The following is a 19555-nucleotide window of genomic DNA, read 5'->3' as shown; positions in this document are numbered from 1 at the left end:
GCGGGACTGCTGGTGGCCGCCTGGGAAGACGCCTGGGAAGGCGAAGGGGAAGACGCAGGGGAAGATGCCGGAGAAGTCGTCGGGGCGGGCGCAGGGGAAGGCGCGGGGGCCGGAGCGGGGCCGCAGGCGGCGAGGAGGAGCAGGAGCGGGGCGCAGAGGGTGACGCTGACGCGCATAGGGCGGGAGACTCCACATTTCGACTTCTTGACCGAGGGAGTCTCTCACGAGGTCGCGTGGTGAGACCGGTTTAATGCCCCCGCAACCCGACCGCCCATGATCAGGAAACACGCCACAGGCATACTCGCCGTCATGAGAGATGAACGCAAAGTGACGTGGCGGCGGGAGATCGCCGAGCTGGCCGCGCTGTTCCTGGCGGTCGGGCTGGCACACCTGCTGGCGACCCTGCTCGGGCACACGGACCCAGGACCCGTCGTGCTGGTCGGGCTCGGCGTGGCGTTGATCGCCGGGGCGGCGATCCACAAGCGGCTGGGCAGGGGACGCCGAAGAGCCCCGCTGCCGGTCGGCCAGGGCGCCGGGCCGCCGATGACGTTGTGGCGCATCCGGATGCGCGTGGTGGAGCGGCCGGGCCGGCTCGCCGCCGTGGCGGGGGCGTTCGGCGGGCTGGGGTGCAACATCCTGGCGCTGCACATCGCCCCGACCGGCGGCAGCGCGATCACCCCGGCCGGGTGCGACGCGCTCGACGAGTTCGTCATCGAGGCGCCGCGCGGCCTGGCCACCGGCGCGCTCGCCAAGGCACTGACCGGGGCCGGCGGGCACGACGTGGTGATCGTGCCCGCGCGGGTCAAGGACCTCACCGACCCCGGCGTGCATGCGCTGGTGCTGGCGCAGCGCGTCGGCGCCGACCCGGGCCGGCTGCCCGAGGCCCTGGCCGAGCTGCTGCGCGGCGCGCGGGTCGAGTGGCGGCTGCCCGGCGACACCGTACAGGAGGGAGCCGGGCTCAACACCACCATGGTGATCTCCGTCGACCCCGGCAGGGCGCTGCTGGCCAGGCGGCCGGAGCTGCCGTTCACGCCGACCGAGGCGGCCAGGGCGGCGGCGCTGACCGCCGCCGCCACTCACGGCCGCTACATCGTCAGCGGTAGCCCTTCGCCAGCACCGCCTGCGTCTCACGGGTGATCTGCGCCGCCTGCTCGGGCGCCAGCGCGGTGCGCGGCGGACGGCAGGCGCCGCCCTTGCGTCCCGCCAGGTCCATCGACAGCTTGATGGACTGCACGAACTCGGTCTTGGAGTCCCACCGCAGCAGCGGGTGCAGGTCGCGGTAGAGCGGCAGCGCCTTGGCCACGTCGCCGGAGACGGCCAGGTGGTAGAGCTCGACCGTGGCGCGGGGGATCATGTTCGGGTAGCCGGCGATCCAGCCGACCGCGCCGGCGATGCCCAGCTCCAGCAGCACGTCGTCCGAGCCGACCAGCAGGTCGAGGCCGGGGGCGAGCTCGGCGATCTCGTACGCCCTGCGCACGTCCCCGGTGAACTCCTTCACCCCCACGATCAGCCCCTCCTGATGCAGCTCGGCGAGCAGCGCCGGCGTCAGGTCCACCTTCGTGTCGATCGGGTTGTTGTAGGCCACCACCGGCAGCCCGGCCTTGGCGACCTCCCGGTAGTGGCCGACGACGGCCGCCCGGTCGGCGCGGTAGGTGTTCGGCGGCAGCAGCAGCACCGACGAGGCGCCCGCCTCGGCCGCCTGCTCGGCCCACCGCCGCGACTCGGCCGCGCCATAGGCGGCCACGCCCGGCATCACGTGGAAACCCTCGGGGGCGGCCTCGACCGCGGTGCGCACCACGCGGGCGCGCTCCTCGTCGGTCAGCGTCTGGTACTCGCCCAGCGAACCGTTGGGGCACACACCGTCGCAGCCGCCCTCGGCCAGGAACCTCACGTGCTCGGCGTAGCCGTCGTAGTCGACGGACAGATCGTCGTTGAAGGGCAGCGCGGTCGCGACATGCACGCCGTGCCACACGTGGCCGCTCTCTGGGGCGGTCATTTGTTCTCCTTGTTCCAGTTTTCCAGCCCGCTGGCGTCGATCGGCAGGGCGTCGGACAGGATGTCCGCGCCGTCGGCCGTCACGAGCAGGTCGTCCTCGATCCGCACGCCGATCCCGCGCAGCTCCGGGGGAACCGTGCGATCGTGGGCGTGGAAGTACAGTCCGGGCTCGACGGTCAGCACCATGCCCGGCTCCATCCGGGCGCCGTGGTAGGCCTCCGGGCGGGACCGCGCGCAGTCGTGCACGTCCAAGCCCAGGTGGTGGCCGATGCCGCAGATCAGGTAGCGGCGGTGGTGCTGGCCGGCGTCCGACAGGGCCTCGTCCACCGACACCGGCAGCAGGCCCCAGTCGTGCAGGCCGCGCGCGATGACCTCCATGGCCGCGTGGTGGAAGGCGGTGAACGGCCGGCCCGGCGTCACCTGCGCCATCCCGGCCCGGTGCGCCCGCTCCACCAGGTCGTGCACCTGCCGCTGGGCGGGGGAGAAGGTGCCCGAGACGGGGAAGGTGCGGGTGACGTCGGCGGTGTAGTGGCCGCGGGTCTCGACGCCCATGTCGAGCAGCAGCACCTCGCCCTCCTCGACGGGGCCGTCGCAGCGGACCCAGTGCAGGGTGGGGGCGTGCGGGCCGCTGCCCACGATGGAGGCGTAGCCGGGGCCGTTGCCGTACGCCCTGGCGTACCGGTCGAAGGTGCCCTGCAGCCAGCGCTCGCCCGGCCCCGCGACCGCGGCAGGGACCTCGGCCAGGACCGCGGCGAAGCCTTCGACGGTGCGGTCCACGGCCTCGCGGAGCTGGCCGATCTCCCACTCGTCCTTGATCATGCGCAGCTCGGCCAGGACGCGCCGCACGTCGGCGGGCACGTCGGCGGCGGGCGCCTCGTCCAGCGGCAGCACCGTGACGCCCAGCGCCGCCGACCACTCGGCCGGCGACGGGGACGGCCCCACCCACAGCTCGCCGTAGGCCGCGTCGGCGAAGAAGCCGACGTCGCCGGGGCGGGCGGGCGGCGGCAGGTAGAGCGTGGCGTCGCCGTCCCTGACCACGGCCACCGCGTTCTCCGTCGCGCAGCCGGTCAGCCAGTAGAAGTCGCTGTCCACCCGGAAGTCGTAGGAGGTGTCGTTGCTGCGCACCGGGGCGCGGCCGGCCGCGATGACCACGGTACGGCCGGGCAGCGCCGCGGCCAGCCGGGCCCGGTGGGCGGCGGCGGCCTCGGCGGCGCCGGGCACCAGGTCGGGGGTGCGGGCGGGGGAGTCCCAGCCCTGGGCGATGTAGTCGTTGAACGCGGGGATTTCCGCCAGTCTGGGCAGGCGGCCGTCACTCATCGGAGATTCCTCCTCCTTGGTCGCGGACGAGCTTGGTCAGCCGGGCGAAGACGCGCTCCTCGCCGATGCCGTCGTGCTCGTACTCGTTGGTGACCCATGCCTGGGTGTTGCCCACCCGGGCGGCGGTGTCGAGTTGCAGGGCCGAGTCGACGTACATGTCGTCGAAGTAGACGGCGGCGGCCACCGGCACGTCGTTGGCGGCCAGCCGTCGCGGGTCGTACAGCGGCGGCCAGTCCGCGCGGGCGGCGAGCAGATCGACGGCGGCGCGGAACGGGCGCAGCACGCGGATCTCCTCGAACATCCACGGATAGATCATCTCACCGGTGAACAGCAGCGGCCTGGCGTCCTCGGCGAAGGCGGGACGCAGGGCGCGCTCGCGCTCGGCCGCCCACGCGGTCGCGCCGGGGCCCGAGCCGTAGATGCTCTCCTGCAGCGCCGCGAACAGCGGCCCGTCGGCGTAGGACGAACGCGCCAGCACCTGGTGCAGGAACGTGTCCGGCAGGCCGTCCGACTCGTCCAGCAGCCAGTGCATACGCTCGTAGCCCGGCTTCATGCCGAAGTCGATGCCGAGCGACTGCAGCCGCCGCACGGTGAGGGTGTCGCCGTCGGGCAGCAGCACGTCGCCCTCGGCCAGCCGGTCGGCCAGCCGCGCCGTCGTCTCCGCGTGGTGCGGGTAGCGGCGGTAGAACTCGGCGTTCTTGGCCGCCACCCGCGGATACGTACGCCGGTAGACCTCGGCGGCGTCGGGGTCGAGCGAGGGCAGGCCGCCCGCCACGTAGCAGGCGCTCAATCCCTCGGGCGCCGCCGACAGGTACGTCAGCGTGAGGAACCCGCCGTAGCTCTGCCCCAGCGTCGACCAGCGCCGCCCGCCGAACACCGTCTTCCGCAGGTGCTCGGCGTCGGCCACGATCGAGTCGGCGCGGAAGCGCGCCAGGTAGTCGGCGCCCTCCTCCGCGCCGAGCGCCGACATCACCCGGCCGTCGATCCGCGAGCTGCGCCCCGTGCCGCGCTGGTCGAGCAGGATCACCCGGTAGCGCTCCAGCGCCTGCCCCAGCCAGCCGGACGTGCCGGCCGGGCGCGGCCCCTTGCCGCCGGGGCCGCCCTGCAGGAACAGCAGGCACGGCAGGTCCTCGCCGTCGCGGGCCGGATCGACCAGCTCGCGGGCGAACACCGTGATCGTCGCCTCCGGGTCGGCCCAGTCGAGCGGCACCCGCTCGACGTGGTCGCGCACCCGCATGCCGGGAATCGTGTACGTCGCGGTGATCAAGTCGCCTCCCTTCGGCGGCGGTCCCACTCCGGGTCGATGCGCGGGATGGCCGCCAGCAGCGTGCGCGTGTACTCGTCCTGGGGGTCGCCGAACACCTGCGCGGTGGTGCCCAGCTCGACGATCTTCCCCTTGCTCATGACCGCGACCCGCTGCGCGATCTGCCGTACGACGGCCAGGTCGTGGGCGATGAACACGTAGCTGAAGCCGCTCTCGCGCTGCAGCCGCCGCAGCAGCTCGATCACCTGCGCCTGCACCGACACGTCGAGCGCCGAGACGGCCTCGTCGCAGATCACCAGCTTCGGGTTGACGGCCAGCGCCCTGGCGATGCCGATGCGCTGCGCCTGCCCGCCGGAGAACTGCGCCGGGTAGCGCAGCGAGTGGTCGGGGTTCAGGCCGACCCGCTCCATCAGCTCCTTGGCGTGCGAGCGGCGGTCGCCCTTGGGCGCGATGCCCTGGTAGACCAGCGGCGCCATGAGGATGCGCTCCACCGTGTGCCGCGGGTTGAGCGAGGAGAACGGGTCCTGGAAGACGACCTGGACGTTGGCGCGGAAGCGGGCCAGCGCGTCCTTCTTCGCGGCGGTGACGTCCTCGCCCTCGAACTCCAGGACGCCCTCGGTCGGGTCCATCAGCTTGGCGATCATGCGGGCGGTGGTCGACTTGCCGCTGCCCGACTCGCCCACCACGGCCAGCGTCTCGCCCAGCCGCACCTCGAAGCTCACCTTGTCGACGGCCGTGAACTCGGCCCTGGAGCCCAGCGGGCCCCGCAGGACGAAGCGCTTGGTCAAATCCTTGGCGCGCAACAACGTCATGATCTCACCCCATCGTCCACCGCGCCGTCCACCGCGTCATCCACCGGGTCGTCGATGCGCGGGATGCTCTCCAGCAGCATCCGGGTGTACTCGTGGCGGGGCTCGGCGAAGACCTGCTCGGCGGTGCCGTACTCGACCTGTTCGCCGCGCCGCATCACCAGCACCCGGGTCGCGATCGAGCTGATCACCGCCAGGTCGTGCGTGATGAACATCATCCCGGTGCCGCTCTCACGCCGCAGTTCGGCCAGCAGCCGCAGGATCTGCGCCTGCACGGTCACGTCCAGCGCCGTGGTCGGCTCGTCGGCGATCAGCAGCTCGGGGTCGCACACCAGCGCCATCGCGATCATGATGCGCTGCCGCTGCCCGCCGGAGAACTGGTGCGGATAGTGGTCCACCCGCCGCTCCGGCTCCGGCAGGCCCACCTGCGCCAGCGCCGCGATGGCGACCTCGCGGGCCGCCTTGCGCGAGGTGCCGCGGTGCGCGCGGTACATCTCCTCGATCTGCAACCCCACCGTGTAGTACGGGTTCAGCGACGACAGCGGATCCTGGAAGATCATCGACATCCGCTCCCCGCGCAGCCGCCGCAGCTCCCGGTCGGACCGGCCGAGCAACTCGGTCCCGTCCAGCCGGATGCTGCCACGGGTCCGCGCGCCCTTGGGCAGCAGCCCCATGACCGCCAGGCTGGTCATCGACTTGCCGGAGCCCGACTCGCCGACGATCCCGACCGTCTCGTCCCTGCCGACCGTGAAGGACACGTCCTTGACCACGTCCACCGGGCCGCGCGCGGTCGGGAAGGTGACGGTGAGATTCTCGACGACAAGCAATTCGCTCATTTGGCCGTGATCCTCACTCTCGGGTCCAGCCTCGTATAGATGAGGTCCACCACCACGTTGCCGACCACCACGAAGAACGCCGCCAGCAGCGTCACCGCCATGATGACCGGCTGGTCGTTCTTCTCGATCGAGTCGGCGGCCATCTTGCCCACGCCGTTCAGCCCGAACACCTTCTCGGTGATCAGCGCGCCGCCCAGCAGCCCGGCGAAGTCCATGCCGAAGATCGTCGCGATCGGTGTCAGCGCCGGCCGCAGCGCGTGCCTGCGCAGCGTCAGTGCCGGGCTCAGGCCCTTGGACCTGGCCGTGCGCATGAAGTTCTCGGCCAGGGTGTCGATCACGTTGGCGCGGGTGAGCCGGGCGTACAGGCAGGCGTAGCCGGTGGCCAGCACGATCCACGGCATCAGGTACGACTGGAACCACACCACCGGATCATCGCCGAACGACACGGCCTGCGGGAACGGCAGGATCTCGAACTCGACCACGAGCACGTACTGCAGGGCCAGCGCCAGCACGTAGTTGGGCACGCTGGAGCCGCCCAGGGCCACGCCCATCGCCGACCGGTCCCACCAGGTGCTCTCCTTGACCGCGCTGAGCAGCCCCGCGAGGATCCCGAAGAACAGCCACAGCACCGCCGCGCCGATCGCCAGCGTCGCGCTCACCGGCAGCCGCTCGATCACCATGTCCATCACGGACTGGTTGGTCTGGAAGCTGTAGCCCAGGCACGGCGCCGCGCAGTGCACCAGGTTGGCGCCCTCGCCGTAGTCGCGCCCGGCGAAGATCCCGCCGAGGAAGCCGAAGAACTGCGACAGGAACGGCTGGTTGAGCCCCAGCACGGCACGGATCTGGTCGATGCGCTCCGGCGTGCACGTCTTCCCGCAGATCATCACGGCCGGATCCGGCTGCAGCGTGAAGAAGAGCAGGAAGGTGAACAGGCACACCAGGAAGAGGATCAGCGCCACGCCGGCGAGCCGGCCGGCCACGTAACGCGCCATCAGGACGCCTCCCCCGCGTCGAAGGCGGCCCGCAGCCGGTCGCCGAGCACCGTCATCGACAGCACCGTGAGGAACAGGAACATGCCGGGGATCAGGAAGTACATCGGGTTGACGGCGTACCAGCCGACCGAACTGGCGATCATCTGACCCCATGACGGGGTCGGCGGAGTGACGCCGACGCCCAGGAACGACAGGCCCGCCTCGGTCCCGACGTAGCCGGGCACCGCGAGGGTGACCATGACGATCAGCGAGCTGCGCAGGTTCGGCAGGATCTCCTTGAACACCAGCGCCGCCGTGGAGGCGCCGGAGGCCCGCGCGGCCTCCACGAACTCCCGGTTCACCAGCGTCATCGTCTGCCCGCGCACCACCCGGGCCAGGTACGGCCAGCCGAACACGCTGATCACCAGGACCAGCAGCACCGGCCGGTTGCCCTGCGGCAGCGCGGACAGCACCGCGATCATGAAGATGAGCGCGGGGAAGGCCATCAGGAAGTCCATGACCCGGCAGATCACCTGGTCGGCCCAGCCCTGGTAGAACCCGGCCAGCATGCCCAGCACCACGCCGAGCAGCGTGGTGAGCGCCGTGGCCGAGGCCGCGATGAGCAGCGAGACGCGGGCGCCGTAGGCGATGCGGGCCAGGATGTCGCGGCCGTTCTGCGGTTCGACGCCGAGCAGGTGATCGGCGCTGATCCCGCCCAGCGACCCGTACGGAATTCCGCCCAGGTCGGTGTTGACGGCGGCGGTGTCGAAGTCGTTCGGGCCGTGGCCGGTGATCGCGCTGATCAGCGGCGCGCAGATCGCCATCAGCACGATCAGGCCGAGATACGCGCCGCTGACGACCGCCGCCGGGTCACGCAGCAGCACGCGCGTGACACGGCGGCCCGAGGTGGCGGGCACGCCCGCCACCTGCTCTGGATGGGCTGCGACGGTCATTTACTTCGTCGGCTTCGCCAGTCCGACGGTGATCAGGTCGACGCCGCCGGAGTAGGAGTTGGTCTGGTAGGCGCCCGCGATGTTGGCGCCGTTGACCAGGATCAGCTTCTCGTAGGCCAGCGGCACGACCGGCGCCAGCTCCATGATCTGCTTGTCCAGCTCACCGTAGGCCGCGTTGGCCTGCTCGACGTCGGTCATCGCGGCGATCTCGTCGATCTTCTCGTTGATGCCCTTGTCGTTGATCTGGGCGAGGTTGGAGTTGCCCTTGGAGGTGATGTTGCGGCCGTCGAACAGCGGCGGCAGGAACGTCGCGCCGGAGGCCCAGTCCGGGCACCAGCCGGTCACGGCCATGTCCTTCTGCTTGGCCGGCGTGCCGATGACCTCGTAGTAGGTGGAGGCGTCGATGTTGTTGATCTTGACTTCGACGCCCACCTGCTTGAGCGACTCCTGGATGGCCACCGAGACGGCCGCCATCTTCGGCTGCGCCCGGGTGTCCAGGGTCAGCGTGAGCCCGCTCGACTGGCCCGCCTCGGCCAGCAGCTTCTTGGCCTGCTCGACGTTGTACGGGTACGGGTCGTACTCCACCCGGCCCACGACCGTGGGCGGCTGGATCGAGGTGCCCTTGGCCGCCAGCGTCGAGCCGCCCATCGCCGCCACGACGGTGTCCTTGTTGATCGCGTGGGCGATCGCCTGCCGCACGCGCACGTCGTTCAGGGGCTTCTTGGTGGTGTTCATGCCCATGTACGTCGTGCAGCCGTTGAGCCCGGACAGCGTGCGCGCCTTGATCTGCGGCGTCTGCACCCGCGCCACGGTCGCCGCCTGGATGCTCTGGCCGAGCGCGTTGGCGTCGGTGCCCTGCCCGGCCAGCATGCGCTCGTCGATCGTGGCCGCGTCCAGGCCGAACGTCCACTGGAACGCGTCCGGCTTGGCCGTGCGCACCGGGTCGGTCTCGGCCTTCCAGTGCGGGTTGCGGACGAGCTTCAGCGACGCGTCGCGCTGGTAGCTCTCCACCTTGTACGGCCCGCTCGCGATCGGCTTGGTGTCGAACGCCGCGGCCGCCCCCGTGCCCTTGGGGAACGGGGTGAAGTTGGCCAGCGCCAGCGCGCTCGGGAAGTCCGCGAACGGCTTCTTGAGGTGGATGACGACCGTCTTGTCGTCCGGCGTCTCGATCGTGTCGAGATCACCCGACAGGTACGGGCCCTTGTAGTCCTTGGGCGCGTCGAGCAGCAGCTTGCCGTACGGCGAGCCGATGCCCGCCTCCGGGTCGAAGGTCCGCGAGAAGCCGAACTTGACGGCCTCGCTGGTGATCGGCGTGCCGTCCTCGAAGAAGATGTTGTCCTTGAGGGTGAACGTCCACGTCTTGGCGTCGTTGGACGGCTTGCCCGTGTCGGTCGCCAGGTCGGCCACGATCTTCGTGCCCTCGGCGCCCGGCCCCGCCCCGAAGGTCGTCAGCCCCCGGTAGATGAGCCGGTAGAAGTTGTTCACGCCGCCGTCCCAGCCGCGTACCGGGTCCAGGTGGGAGAAGGCCGCGTTGGCCAGGATCTGCACCGTGCCACCCGTCGCGGGGGCCGTCGCCGAGCCGGTTCCGCCCTGGGCGCCGGAGGGGGCGCCGCCTTTGGCGCCTCCGCCCCCGCCGCACGCCGTGAGCGCCAGCACGGCGGTCATGGTGACGCTCGCGAACGCCGCCGATCTCCTCATGTCGCCTTCTTTCCGTTGGTTCCGTTCGGGGTCCTGACCCAGACCCGCATGGCTTCGGGGCCGCGGTTGCCCCACAGGAAGTAGGGGACGAAGGTCGCCATGACCGTCGTCTCCGGGGGTGTCTCCGGGATGGGCAGTTCGGGATAGGGCTCCGCCGAGGCCGGGGGAGCGGTGTGCGCCGCCACGCGCAGCACGACGGAATCGTCCTTCCGCTCGGCCGCCGCGGCGAGGATCTCCGGGACGCCGACCACCAGGTCGTCGACCGCCGAACCCGAGCTGTCCTGCTGCTCGACGCAGTAGACGAGCGGGCCGCGCGCCAGGCTGACCGCGCCCCTGGTGGCGTCGAGGTACGGGTGCGAGCCGTGCGCCCTGACCGGCATCGGCAGGGTCAGCCTTACCTCGTCGCCCGCCGACCAGCGGCGTTCGAGCGTGACCCAGCCGCCGGACCCGGCGTCCTGGGGCTCGCCGTTGACGGTGACCGTCGCGCCGCGGGCCCAGCCGGGGATCCGGAGGGTCAGCCCGTACGGGCCGCCGGGCGCGCGCTCGACCGTGAGACGCACGTCGCCGTCCCACGGGTAGGCCGTCTCCATCGCCAGGCCGAGCTCCGCGGTCTCGATCCTGGCCGTGGTGTACGTGGTGATCAGTACGGCGCCGTCGCGCTCTGCCGCCACATAGTCGGCGAGCTGCGCCATCCAGCGCACGATGTTCGGCGGGCAGCATGGGCAGCCGAACCAGGCGCGGCGAAGGGGCTCGCCGTCCGGCTCCGCGCCGCTGCGCTGCTCGTGGTCGGGGCGGCGCTGCAGCGGGTTGTCGTAGAAGAACGCCCGGCCGTCCGCCGACAGACCGACGGCGTAGGCGTTGTAGAGCACCCGCTCGAACACGTCGAGGTATTTGGCTCCGCCGGTGGCCCCGGTGGTCAGGAACATCCGCCACGCCCACTGCATGACGGCGATCGCCGCGCAGGTCTCGGTGTAGGCGCGTTCGGAGGGCAGCTCGTAGCGGTCGCCGATGGCCTCGTCGGAGTGCCGGCTGCCCAGGCCGCCCGTGATGTACAACTTGGCCGCCACCATGTCGTCCCACAGCCGGTCCAGCGCCTCGAACAGGGAGGCGTCGCCGGTCTCCAGGTGCACGTCGGCCGCGCCGGCCGCCAGATACGCCATCCGCACCGCGTGCCCGGTCACCGACGGTAGCTCACGGAACGGGACGTGGTCCTGGAAGTAGTCGCCGGCGAAGATGCTGTGCTTGAGCTCGCCCCGGCCGCGGCGATCCACGAACGCCGCCGCCAGGTCGAGGTAGCGGCGCTCGCCGGTCTCCCTGAACAGCTCGACCAGCGCCATCTCGACCTCGGGGTGGCCGCAGACGCCGCTCTCGGCGAACCGCTCCGCCGCCAGGTCGGCGAACCTGGACGCCACGCGCAGCAGCCGGTCGTCGCCCATCCGGCGGTTCGCCGCGACGGCGGCCTGAATGAGGTGGCCCAGGTTGTACAGCTCGTGGCCCCAGGCCAGGTCCTCCCAGGGCTTCTTGGTGGCGGCCGGGTCCTGGAAGTAGGAGTTGAGGTAGCCGTCGGGGGCCTGGACCCGTTCCAGGAGGGTGACGACCTCCTCGTAGAACTCCCGTACCGGCTCTTCTGCGAGGCCGTCGCCCAGCTCGTACGCCAGCCCTTCGAGGGTCTTGTACAGGTCGGTGTCCAGGAAGGGGTAGCGGCCGCGGTACGGCGCGGGGTCCTGCTCCAGCAGGCGGCTCAGGTTGGCGACGTTGCCCGCCTCGCGGAGCCGGTCGATCGTGTGCGGGATTGTGGCCCGGCCGTTACGGAGCTGCCAGTCGTGCAGCAGACCTCCGGTGATGCGCACTCCCGGCACGGGTCGAACGGCCCCGCTGGCGGTACGTACGGCCCCGGCCAGCGCCTTGACCTGCTTAGACGTCATGAACCTTCCCAGTAATGTGTGGCATTGCACTGAACCATAGGTGTCTGGGAGGTGTGTTGCCAAGGGTTAAGGACCGACGTAAACAGAACGTAACGGCAAACGCCCGCCACTCGGGCGGGCGTCGATCAGGTCGTTATGGGGTTTGGCCAGGCGTTCGTTGGGGAAACGGTCGGACGCTCGATGCGGACCGGCCGGACGCTCGATGGCGAGCGATCAGAGGCTCGGTGCCCGAGCGGTCAGAGGTTCGGTGGCAGCCGGTACGCGGAGGCGCAGATGGCCCTCCTCGACAGCGAACGCTGACCCCGATCGACCGCGCCCGCAGGGCGGGGCGAATCGGGTTCGGCACGCTTGGGGCGGCGCTAGGGTTGCGCGGGTGCACATCGACGAATGGCTGCAGGCGGTCCCCGCCGGGTGGATCTATGTGACGGTCGCCCTCGTGATCGGGTTCGAGAGCCTGGGCATTCCGCTGCCTGGCGAGATCGTCCTGGTCAGCTCCGCCATTCTGTCCGCCAAAGGCGTCGTGGACCCGGTCTGGGTGGGGGTGTGCGCGAGCACCGGAGCGATCGTCGGCGACTCCGCCGGGTACGCCATCGGCCGCAAGGGCGGCGCGGCGCTGTTCGAGCGGCTCGGCCGCCGCTTCCCCGAGCACTTCGGGCCCCGGCACGTGGGCAAGGCGGAGTCGTACTTCCAGCGGTTCGGCGTGTGGGCGGTCTTCGTGGGGCGGTTCATCGCGCTGCTGCGCATCCTGGCCGGCCCGCTGGCGGGGGCGTTGCGCATGCCGTACTGGAAGTTCGCGGTGGCCAACGTGCTCGGCGGGATCGTGTGGGCGGGCGGCACCACCGCGGTGATCTTCTACCTCGGGCTGGTCGCCGAGAAGTGGCTGAAGGGGTTCTCCTGGGTGGGGCTCGTGGTGGCCGTGCTGTTCGGGATCGGCACCACGCTCTATCTCAAGCGCCGCGCGGCCTCAGCGCTCGATGAGGGTGACCTCCAGGGAGTAGTGCGAGGCCCGGTAGACGTGTGAGCCGTGCTCGACGGCCCGGCCCTGGTCGTCGTACGTGGTGCGGACCATCGTCAGCAGCGGCGCGCCCCGCCGCTCCGCCAGCAGCTTGGCCTCCGCCTGGGTGGCGGCGCGCGCGCCGATGCGCTGATTGGCCACCCGCATCCGCACGCCCGCGCCGCGCAGCAGCTCGTACAGGCCGCGGCCCTCGAGGTCGGCGGCCGTGAGCGGGGCCAGGCCCAGCGGGAGCCAGTTGTGCAGCACCGCCAGTGGCTCGCCCGCCGCGAAGCGCAGCCGCTCCAGGTAGAGGATCTGCGAGCCCGGCTCCACACCCAGGATGGCGGCGATCTCCTCCTCGACGGGGCGCGGCTCCAGCGCCAGCACCTGCGTCGCCGGGTCCTGGCCCGACCTGCGCAGGTCGTCATAGAGGCTGGTCAGCTCCACCGAGCGCTTGACCTGGCCGTGCACCACCTGCGTGCCCACACCGCGCTTGCGGACCAGCAGGCCCTTGTCCACCAGATATTGGATGGCCTGCCGGATCGTGGGCCGCGACAGGCCCAGCTTGTCGGCCAGCAGGATCTCGTTGTCCAGCCGCGAGCCCGGGGTCAGATCACCGCGCCTGATCGCCTCGGCGATCTGCTCGGCCACCTGGAAGTAGAGCGGCACGGGGCTGGATCGGTCCAGGTCGATGGCCAGGTTGGCGGTCATGCTGATCAGCTTAACCGAGGTCAGAATGTCCAGACAAATGAGTCATGAAGGGTCAAGGGCGTGTGCGGAGGACGCGCGGGAGGTAGAGGAGTAGGCATGGACGAGACCCAGTTGATCGACATCGCCACCGAGGCCGCCAGGGCCGTCGGCCCCCGGCTCCGCAAGGCCTTCAGGTCCCGCCCGGAAGTGGCCACCAAGCGCGACTTCCACGATCCCGTCACCGAGCACGACCGGGCCGCCGAGGAGACCATCCGCGCCGTCATCGACGCCCGCGCCCCGCACAGCGCCATCGTGGGGGAGGAGGGCGGCGCGACCGGCTCGGGCGACCTCGTCTGGTACGTCGACCCCATCGACGGCACCGCCAACTTCGCCGCCGGCCTGCCGTTCTTCTGCGTCTCCATTGGCGTCGCGATGCGCGGGGAGCTGGTGGCGGGCGTGGTGTACGACCCCGTACGCGACGATGAGTTCACCGCCACCACCGAGGGCGCCTGGTGCAACGGCACGCCGCTGCGCAGCGCCGGGGCCACGCGCGACCGGGAGGCCGTGCTGCTGACCAGCTACCCGACACCCGAGGACCTGGACGCGGGCGGCGACGAGGCGCTGCGGCGCTACGGGCGGCTGATCACCTCGTTCTCCACCGTGCGCAGGCCGGGCAGCGCCGCGCTCAACCTCGCCCACGTCGCCGCGGGCTGGTCGGACGCCACCTACGGCACCCGGTCCAACCCCTGGGACGTGGCCGCCGGCGCGCTGCTGGTCACGGCGGCGGGCGGCGTCTACCTGGGAGATCCGCTGGTCAAGGGCGACTATCTGGCGCACGTGGGCGGATTCGACCTGGCGGGCTCGACCCTGGGCGAGCTGGCGCAGGGGTGACCGGGCCCTGAGGACATCGGCGGGCCGGTCCTGGAGCGGTCAGGCTTGGACGAGCCGGGGCAGTTCGGTCAGTGAGGTGATGCGGGGGTGGCCGGCGGGCGCGGGTTCGATGCCGAGCCGGTCGAGCCAGATCGAGCGCATGCCGGTCACCGCCGGTCCCGTCACGTCCCTGTCCACGTCGTCGCCGACCAGCACCACCTCGCCCGGCGCCAGCCCGAGCGCGGCCGCCGCCGAGGTGTAGCAGGCCGGCGCCGGTTTGAAGCAGCCGTCCAGGACCTCGCCCGTCAGCACCGGCCCGACCAGCCCGTCGAGCCCGATCGCGCGCACCTTGTCCTCCTGCACCCGCTGGGCGCCGTTCGTCAGCACCCCGAGCGCGAACCCGCCCAGCCCCGCCACCGTCTCCGCCACGTCGGGGTAGGCGGTCCAGTTGCGCCGGTAGCGGGCGGCGAATTCCGCGTAGGCGGCGTCCAGGTCGGCGGGGGCGGGCACGTCCAGCTCCCGGGACAGCGCGGTCAGGCGCAGCCGCCGCTGCTCCTCGACCGTGCACCGCCCCGCCTGCCACATCGCCAGGTACGGCACCTCCAGCGCCGCCCACAGCGCGGCCACCTCCGCCAGGCGCGGATGGCCGGGGTGGCGGGCCGTGACCCACTCGGTGATCGCCGGATCGGCGGCGCCGCGATGGTCGAACAGGGTGCCGTCGAGGTCGAACAGGATCCCTTTGACGCCGGTCAGAGGGACGATCATGCGGCGGCTCCGGCGGCGATGCGGGCGGCCGTCTCCCGGGGCGGGTAGCCGAGCGTGAGGCCGCGTACCGAAAGAGGCGCCTGGGTGAAGAGGACTTCGGCGTTCTCGCTGAGGATGTAGTCGAGCGCGGGCGACTGCGAGCGGTGCGCGTCGAGCGCCGCCATCTCCGGCTCGGCCAGCTCGGGCGGCAGCGCCTCGCGGTAGTCGGCGATCAGCGCGTCGAGGTCGAACAGCCGCCCGTAGCTGTCGGCCGTGCCCGCCACCACCCGCACCAGGTCGCCGGCCGACTGCGCGTGGTAGACCAGCCCGGTGCCGCCGCTCTTGTCGAACCAGCTCAGCGCCTCGCCGGCGGGCAGCGTGAACGCCCCGTACGGCTTGCGCCCGTACAGCAGCGCCTCGGCGATCCACCGGTCGCACCACAACTCGTCGTGGTAGGGGGCCGGCGAGCTCGGATCGACGGTCAGGCCCTGGGCCAGCACCGGGTTCCAGGCCGAGACCAGCGGGCTGCTGAAGCGGGGCATGCGCGGGCCGCGCCAGTGGCTGAGCACGTAGCCGAACCAGACGGTGACGACCTCGACCCGGCGCCCGGTGAGATGGCGCTCGTAGGCGCCGTTCATGATCTGGCCGCCGTCAGGGTGCCGCCATGGCCCTGGGGTGACGGCGACGTCTGTGGGGACCGGAGGAGTCCGGTAGTCGGGATGCAGTATCCACGCGTCCGCCACAGTCCTGCCCTTTCCGATTGGCATATGCATTAGGTGTTGGACCACTAGAGTGGCCATCGTGCATCACCCGTCACACCGTTGCAACAGACCAGGTGTAAACGCTGATTTTTGTCATCGATCGCTGTGACGTACGTATGCAGTTGAGCGTGGTGGCCGCCCGGCTCTCGTCGTTGCGCACCGGGTGCGGGCTGTCGATGAAGGCCGCGGCGCAGACCGCCGGGCTCAACACCTCCACCATCTTCCGCATCGAGCACGGTCTCGTCGCGCCGCGCGAGTCGACGGTGCGGATCCTGCTCGACCTCTATGGGGAGGGCGAGCACGCGGGCCGGCTGCTGTCGCTGCTGCGGGAGGAGCGGGTGCCCGGCTGGTACGACGCGCCGGGCGTGCCGCTGGGGCTGTCGGCGTACCTGGAGCTGGAGGGGCGGGCGCAGGTGATCTACACCTACTGCCCGCGCCACGTACCGCCGCTGCTGCAGACCCCCGCCTACGCCACCAGTGCCGTACGTGCCGCGCTTCCTCCCGGCACGCCGCCCGAGCAGGTCGCCGGGCACGCCGGGCTGGTCGCGGTGCGGCAGGAGGCGCTCGACCGGCAGCAAGGGCCCCACCTGTGGGCGCTGCTCGACCGGCAGGCGCTGCTCGACCCGCCGCTCGACCGGCCCGAGGAGCGGCTCGGCCAGCTCGACGCGATCGTGCTGGCCGCCAAGCAGCCGCACATCGCCGTCCAGGTGCTCCGGCCCGCCGCCGGCACCGGCTACCTCTACCAGGGGCCGCCGTTCACGATCCTGCGCTTCCCGGAGCCGGACTGGCCGGACGTGGTGGCGCTGCACCTGCTGCACGCCCCGGTCGTGGTCGAGGACCGGCGGCGGGTGGAGGAGCACCGGCAGGCGTTCGCCCGGCTCTCGATCGCGTCATTCCCGGTCGCCGCCACCCCCGACATCCTGGACGAGATACGCGCCACCCTCCCCGGCTGACGCGCGCCGTCCCGTCGCGCCCGCTCTCTTCCTCCCTCAAAGGGAGCGGAGGCTAGTGGTCGCGGCGGAAGGTGCCGGCGCGTTGGACGTGGTCGATCATGATGCGTTCCGCCGCCTCCGCGTCGCCGGACTCCAGGGCCGCCAGGATGCCCTCGTGCGCTTCGAGCTGGGCCTTGACCTGGGTGTCGTCCAGCCACAGGGACGCCTCCGCCGGCACCGGGAAGCTGTTGCGCACCGACCTGGCGTGCGCGCCCAGGAAGGCGGGCCCGCCGATGTCCACGATGCGCAGGTGGAAACGCCGGCTCTGCTCCCCGAGCAGCTCGTGACGCCCGTGCGCGGCGTCCTCGGCCATCGCGGCGTGCAGCTCGCGCAGCCCCGCCAGGTCCTCGGCGGTGATCCGGGACGCCGCCAGCCGCGCCCCGAGGCCCTCGACGACCGCCCGCAGCCCGTAGTATTCGGCCACCGCCTCGTCGCCCAGGTCGACCACGGTCGCCCCGTGGTGCGCCTCGTAACTGATCAGCCGGTCCTTCTCCAGCCGCCGCAGCGCCTCGCGCACCGGCGTGACCGACACCCCGAGCCGCTTGGCCACCTCTCCGGCCCGCAGCGCCGTGCCCCCCGGTATCCGCGCCGAGCGGATCTCGTCGAGGAGCACGCTGTAGACGTACTCGGCCTTGCTCATCGGCGGCCGTGGCTCGGTGGGTGACATGTCGTCAAGTGTCTCGCAGATCGATTGCAGGCTTGACCTATGACATATTTCTTATAAGTTACATGTTCATGACGAGCCTCGCCGACCTGCGGGTCATCGACGCGGCGACGCTGTTCGCCGGTCCCTCCGCCGCGATGATGCTGGGCGACTTCGGCGCCGACGTGATCAAGATCGAGCACCCCCGCCGTGGCGACCCCTCGCGCGGGCACGGCGCCTCCGTGGACGGCGTGGGCCTGTGGTGGAAGACGCTGTCGCGCAACAAGCGCAACGCCGCCGTGGACCTGTCGCGCCCCGAGGGGCAGGAGATCCTGCGCCGCCTGGCCGAACGGTCCGACGTGCTGATCGAGAACTTCCGCCCCGGCACCCTCGAACGCTGGAACCTGGCCCCCGAGGACCTCCTGGAGCTCAACCCGCGGCTGATCGTGGCGCGGATGACCGGGTTCGGGCAGTTCGGGCCGATGTCCAAGCGGCCGGGGTTCGGCACGCTGGCCGAGGCCATGAGCGGGTTCGCCGCCATGACCGGGGAGCCCGGCGGGCCGCCGACGCTGCCGCCACTGGCCCTGGCCGACGGGATCGCCGGGCTGGCGATGTCGTACGCGATCATGGTGGCCCTGCGCGCCCGCGAGGAGACCGGGCGCGGGCAGGTCATCGACCTGGCGATCATCGAGCCGATCCTGGGGCTGCTGGGGCCGCAGATGAGCGCGTACAAGGCGCTCGGAATCGTGCCGCGGCGCACCGGCAACCGCTCCACCAGCAACGCGCCCCGCAACACCTACCGCACCCGCGACGGTCGCTGGCTGGCGATCTCCACCAGCGCCCAGCCCATCGCCGAGCGCGTGGTCACCCTGGTGGGCCGGCCCGACCTGGTCGAGCAGCCGTGGTTCGCCAGCGGGCACGGCCGGGTGCAGCACGTGGACGAGCTCGACGAGGCCGTCGCCTCCTGGATCGGCGCGCGTGACGCCGACGAGGTCATCGCCAGGTTCGAGGAGGTCCAGGCCGCGGTCGCGCCCATCTACGACGTCACCGACCTGGCCGAGGATCCGCAGTACGCGGCGCTGGAGACGTTCGTGGAGGTGCCGGACGAGGAGCTCGGCTCGGTCACCATGCAGAACGTGCTGTTCCGCCTGTCGGACACCCCCGGCGAGATCCGCTGGCCGGGACGGGCCATCGGCCGGGACACCGACGAGGTGCTCGGCGAACTGGACTATCCGGGCGAGCGCATCGCCGCGCTGCGCGAGGACGGGGTGATCGCGTGAACGTGACCTGGCTGTACGTCCCCGGCGACCGCCCCGAGCGCTTCGCCAAGGCCGTGGCGTCGGGCGCCGACGTGGTCATCATCGACCTGGAGGACGCGGTCGCGCCGCCCAAGAAGGACGAGGCCAGGGAGCACGCGGTCGCGTACCTGCGCGGCCGGCGCGACACAGAGGTGCACGTGCGGGTCAACGACCCGGCCACCGAGCGCGGGCGCGACGACCTGGCCGCCGTGGGGCGGCTCGCCGACGGTGTACGGCTGCCGAAGGTCGAGTCCGTGGCCGTGCTCGAAGGGCTTGCCGGGACGCCCGCGTACGCGCTGCTGGAGTCCGCGGCCGGCATCGTCGCGGCCCGCGAGATCGCCGCCCACCCCGCCGTGGCCGGTGTGGCGCTCGGCGAGCAGGACCTGGCCGCCGAGCTGGCCATCACCGACGAGCAGGCCATGAACCACCTCAGGCTCCAGGTCGTCCTCGCCGCCGCCGCGGCCGGGCTGCCGCCGGTGCCCATGTCCGTCTACCCGAACGTCAAGGACGAGGAGGGGCTGCTCGCCTCCAGCCTGGCGGGCCGCGCCCTCGGGCTGTTCGGCAGGACCGCGATCCACCCCCGCCAGATCCCCGTGATCAGGCGCGCCTTCCGCCCGGGCGCGGACGAGGCCGCCAGGGCCGCCGAGATCGTGGCGGCCGCGGAAGAGGCCGAACGGGCCGGCGTCGGCGCGGTCGCGCTGCCCGACGGCCGGTTCGTGGACGCCCCCATCGTCGCCAGGGCCCGCCGCACCGTGGACCTCGCCCGGCGGCTCGCGGACCCGCCCGCCTAGCCCC

General features: G+C 71.7%; 19 protein-coding genes. 6 read left to right on the top strand and 13 right to left on the bottom strand.

The genetic code is table 11. From position 1 onward, the window contains the following. Positions 1-309 precede the first annotated feature (309 nt). A complete protein-coding gene (locus tag C4V41_RS49135) occupies positions 310-1137 on the top strand; it encodes an ACT domain-containing protein (RefSeq protein ID WP_160150664.1) in 828 nt (275 codons plus the stop codon). On the opposite strand, the gene C4V41_RS49130 is transcribed toward C4V41_RS49135, so the two are convergent. Genes C4V41_RS49130 through C4V41_RS49090 form a run of 9 tightly spaced genes read right to left on the bottom strand, consistent with a single transcriptional unit; the run spans position 1094 to position 11768 of the window. Then, positions 1094-1996, bottom strand: coding sequence for a dihydrodipicolinate synthase family protein (locus C4V41_RS49130; protein WP_103962961.1), 903 nt, complete (start codon positions 1994-1996; stop codon positions 1094-1096). The genes C4V41_RS49135 and C4V41_RS49130 overlap by 44 nt on opposite strands. Further along, on the bottom strand, positions 1993-3312 hold the full coding sequence (locus C4V41_RS49125) for an aminopeptidase P family protein (RefSeq protein ID WP_103962960.1): 1320 nt from the start codon (positions 3310-3312) through the stop codon (positions 1993-1995). Before C4V41_RS49125 ends, C4V41_RS49130 begins: the two co-directional genes overlap by 4 nt. Then, positions 3305-4579, bottom strand: coding sequence for an alpha/beta fold hydrolase (locus C4V41_RS49120; protein WP_103962959.1), 1275 nt, complete (start codon positions 4577-4579; stop codon positions 3305-3307). The genes C4V41_RS49125 and C4V41_RS49120 overlap by 8 nt, the downstream gene beginning before the upstream one ends. Further along, positions 4576-5388, bottom strand: a complete 813-nt coding sequence (locus C4V41_RS64850; protein WP_103962958.1) for an ATP-binding cassette domain-containing protein — start codon at positions 5386-5388, stop codon at positions 4576-4578. The genes C4V41_RS49120 and C4V41_RS64850 overlap by 4 nt, the downstream gene beginning before the upstream one ends. Next, positions 5385-6221 carry an ABC transporter ATP-binding protein gene (locus C4V41_RS64845; RefSeq protein ID WP_103962957.1) on the bottom strand — a complete coding sequence of 279 codons (837 nt, stop codon included), beginning with the start codon at positions 6219-6221 and terminating at the stop codon, positions 5385-5387. The genes C4V41_RS64850 and C4V41_RS64845 overlap by 4 nt, the downstream gene beginning before the upstream one ends. Next, positions 6218-7213, bottom strand: a complete 996-nt coding sequence (locus C4V41_RS49105; RefSeq protein WP_103962956.1) for an ABC transporter permease — start codon at positions 7211-7213, stop codon at positions 6218-6220. Before C4V41_RS49105 ends, C4V41_RS64845 begins: the two co-directional genes overlap by 4 nt. Next, positions 7213-8145 carry an ABC transporter permease gene (locus tag C4V41_RS49100; RefSeq protein ID WP_103962955.1) on the bottom strand — a complete coding sequence of 311 codons (933 nt, stop codon included), beginning with the start codon at positions 8143-8145 and terminating at the stop codon, positions 7213-7215. Before C4V41_RS49100 ends, C4V41_RS49105 begins: the two co-directional genes overlap by 1 nt. After that, the gene (locus C4V41_RS49095) at positions 8146-9843 is read right to left on the bottom strand and encodes an ABC transporter substrate-binding protein (RefSeq protein ID WP_103962954.1); all 1698 of its coding nucleotides are present in this window, start codon (positions 9841-9843) and stop codon (positions 8146-8148) included. Then, positions 9840-11768 (bottom strand): glycoside hydrolase family 127 protein, encoded by a 1929-nt coding sequence (locus C4V41_RS49090; protein WP_103962953.1) that lies wholly within the window; start codon positions 11766-11768, stop codon positions 9840-9842. The genes C4V41_RS49095 and C4V41_RS49090 overlap by 4 nt, the downstream gene beginning before the upstream one ends. Before the next feature lie 373 nt (positions 11769-12141). Here C4V41_RS49090 and C4V41_RS49085 point away from each other — a divergent pair, with 373 nt between their 5' ends. Beyond that, complete coding sequence (locus tag C4V41_RS49085; RefSeq protein WP_103962952.1) at positions 12142-12789, top strand: DedA family protein; 648 nt, start codon at positions 12142-12144, stop codon at positions 12787-12789. On the opposite strand, the gene C4V41_RS49080 is transcribed toward C4V41_RS49085, so the two are convergent. Then, positions 12733-13473 (bottom strand): GntR family transcriptional regulator, encoded by a 741-nt coding sequence (locus tag C4V41_RS49080; protein ID WP_103962951.1) that lies wholly within the window; start codon positions 13471-13473, stop codon positions 12733-12735. The genes C4V41_RS49085 and C4V41_RS49080 overlap by 57 nt on opposite strands. A 96-nt stretch (positions 13474-13569) precedes the next feature. On the opposite strand from C4V41_RS49080, the gene C4V41_RS49075 reads away from it, so the two are divergent. Next, positions 13570-14343 carry an inositol monophosphatase family protein gene (locus C4V41_RS49075; RefSeq protein ID WP_103962950.1) on the top strand — a complete coding sequence of 258 codons (774 nt, stop codon included), beginning with the start codon at positions 13570-13572 and terminating at the stop codon, positions 14341-14343. Between the two features lie 39 nt (positions 14344-14382). Here C4V41_RS49075 and C4V41_RS49070 read toward each other — a convergent pair whose 3' ends face one another. Both C4V41_RS49070 and C4V41_RS49065 read right to left on the bottom strand, forming a co-directional pair. Continuing rightward, positions 14383-15087 (bottom strand): HAD family hydrolase, encoded by a 705-nt coding sequence (locus C4V41_RS49070; protein WP_103962949.1) that lies wholly within the window; start codon positions 15085-15087, stop codon positions 14383-14385. Continuing rightward, positions 15084-15809, bottom strand: coding sequence for a hypothetical protein (locus C4V41_RS49065; RefSeq protein ID WP_146104079.1), 726 nt, complete (start codon positions 15807-15809; stop codon positions 15084-15086). The genes C4V41_RS49070 and C4V41_RS49065 overlap by 4 nt, the downstream gene beginning before the upstream one ends. A gap of 134 nt (positions 15810-15943) precedes the next feature. On the opposite strand from C4V41_RS49065, the gene C4V41_RS49060 reads away from it, so the two are divergent. Then, positions 15944-16780, top strand: a complete 837-nt coding sequence (locus C4V41_RS49060; protein WP_103962947.1) for a helix-turn-helix domain-containing protein — start codon at positions 15944-15946, stop codon at positions 16778-16780. A 52-nt stretch (positions 16781-16832) separates the two neighbouring features. Here C4V41_RS49060 and C4V41_RS49055 read toward each other — a convergent pair whose 3' ends face one another. Further along, positions 16833-17486 carry a GntR family transcriptional regulator gene (locus C4V41_RS49055; RefSeq protein ID WP_235030862.1) on the bottom strand — a complete coding sequence of 218 codons (654 nt, stop codon included), beginning with the start codon at positions 17484-17486 and terminating at the stop codon, positions 16833-16835. A 68-nt stretch (positions 17487-17554) separates the two neighbouring features. Between C4V41_RS49055 and C4V41_RS49050 the strand changes: the two genes are divergently transcribed. Together C4V41_RS49050 and C4V41_RS49045 are read left to right on the top strand one after the other, a co-directional pair. Beyond that, a complete protein-coding gene (locus C4V41_RS49050; RefSeq protein WP_103963021.1) occupies positions 17555-18742 on the top strand; it encodes a CaiB/BaiF CoA transferase family protein in 1188 nt (395 codons plus the stop codon). Then, positions 18739-19551, top strand: coding sequence for an HpcH/HpaI aldolase/citrate lyase family protein (locus C4V41_RS49045; protein WP_103962945.1), 813 nt, complete (start codon positions 18739-18741; stop codon positions 19549-19551). Before C4V41_RS49050 ends, C4V41_RS49045 begins: the two co-directional genes overlap by 4 nt. Positions 19552-19555 lie beyond the last annotated feature (4 nt).

Origin of the sequence: Nonomuraea solani (genome assembly GCF_900108335.1) — a bacterium.
Lineage (GTDB): Bacteria > Actinomycetota > Actinomycetes > Streptosporangiales > Streptosporangiaceae > Nonomuraea > Nonomuraea solani.
This window is presented reverse-complemented; position numbering and strand designations above follow the sequence as displayed.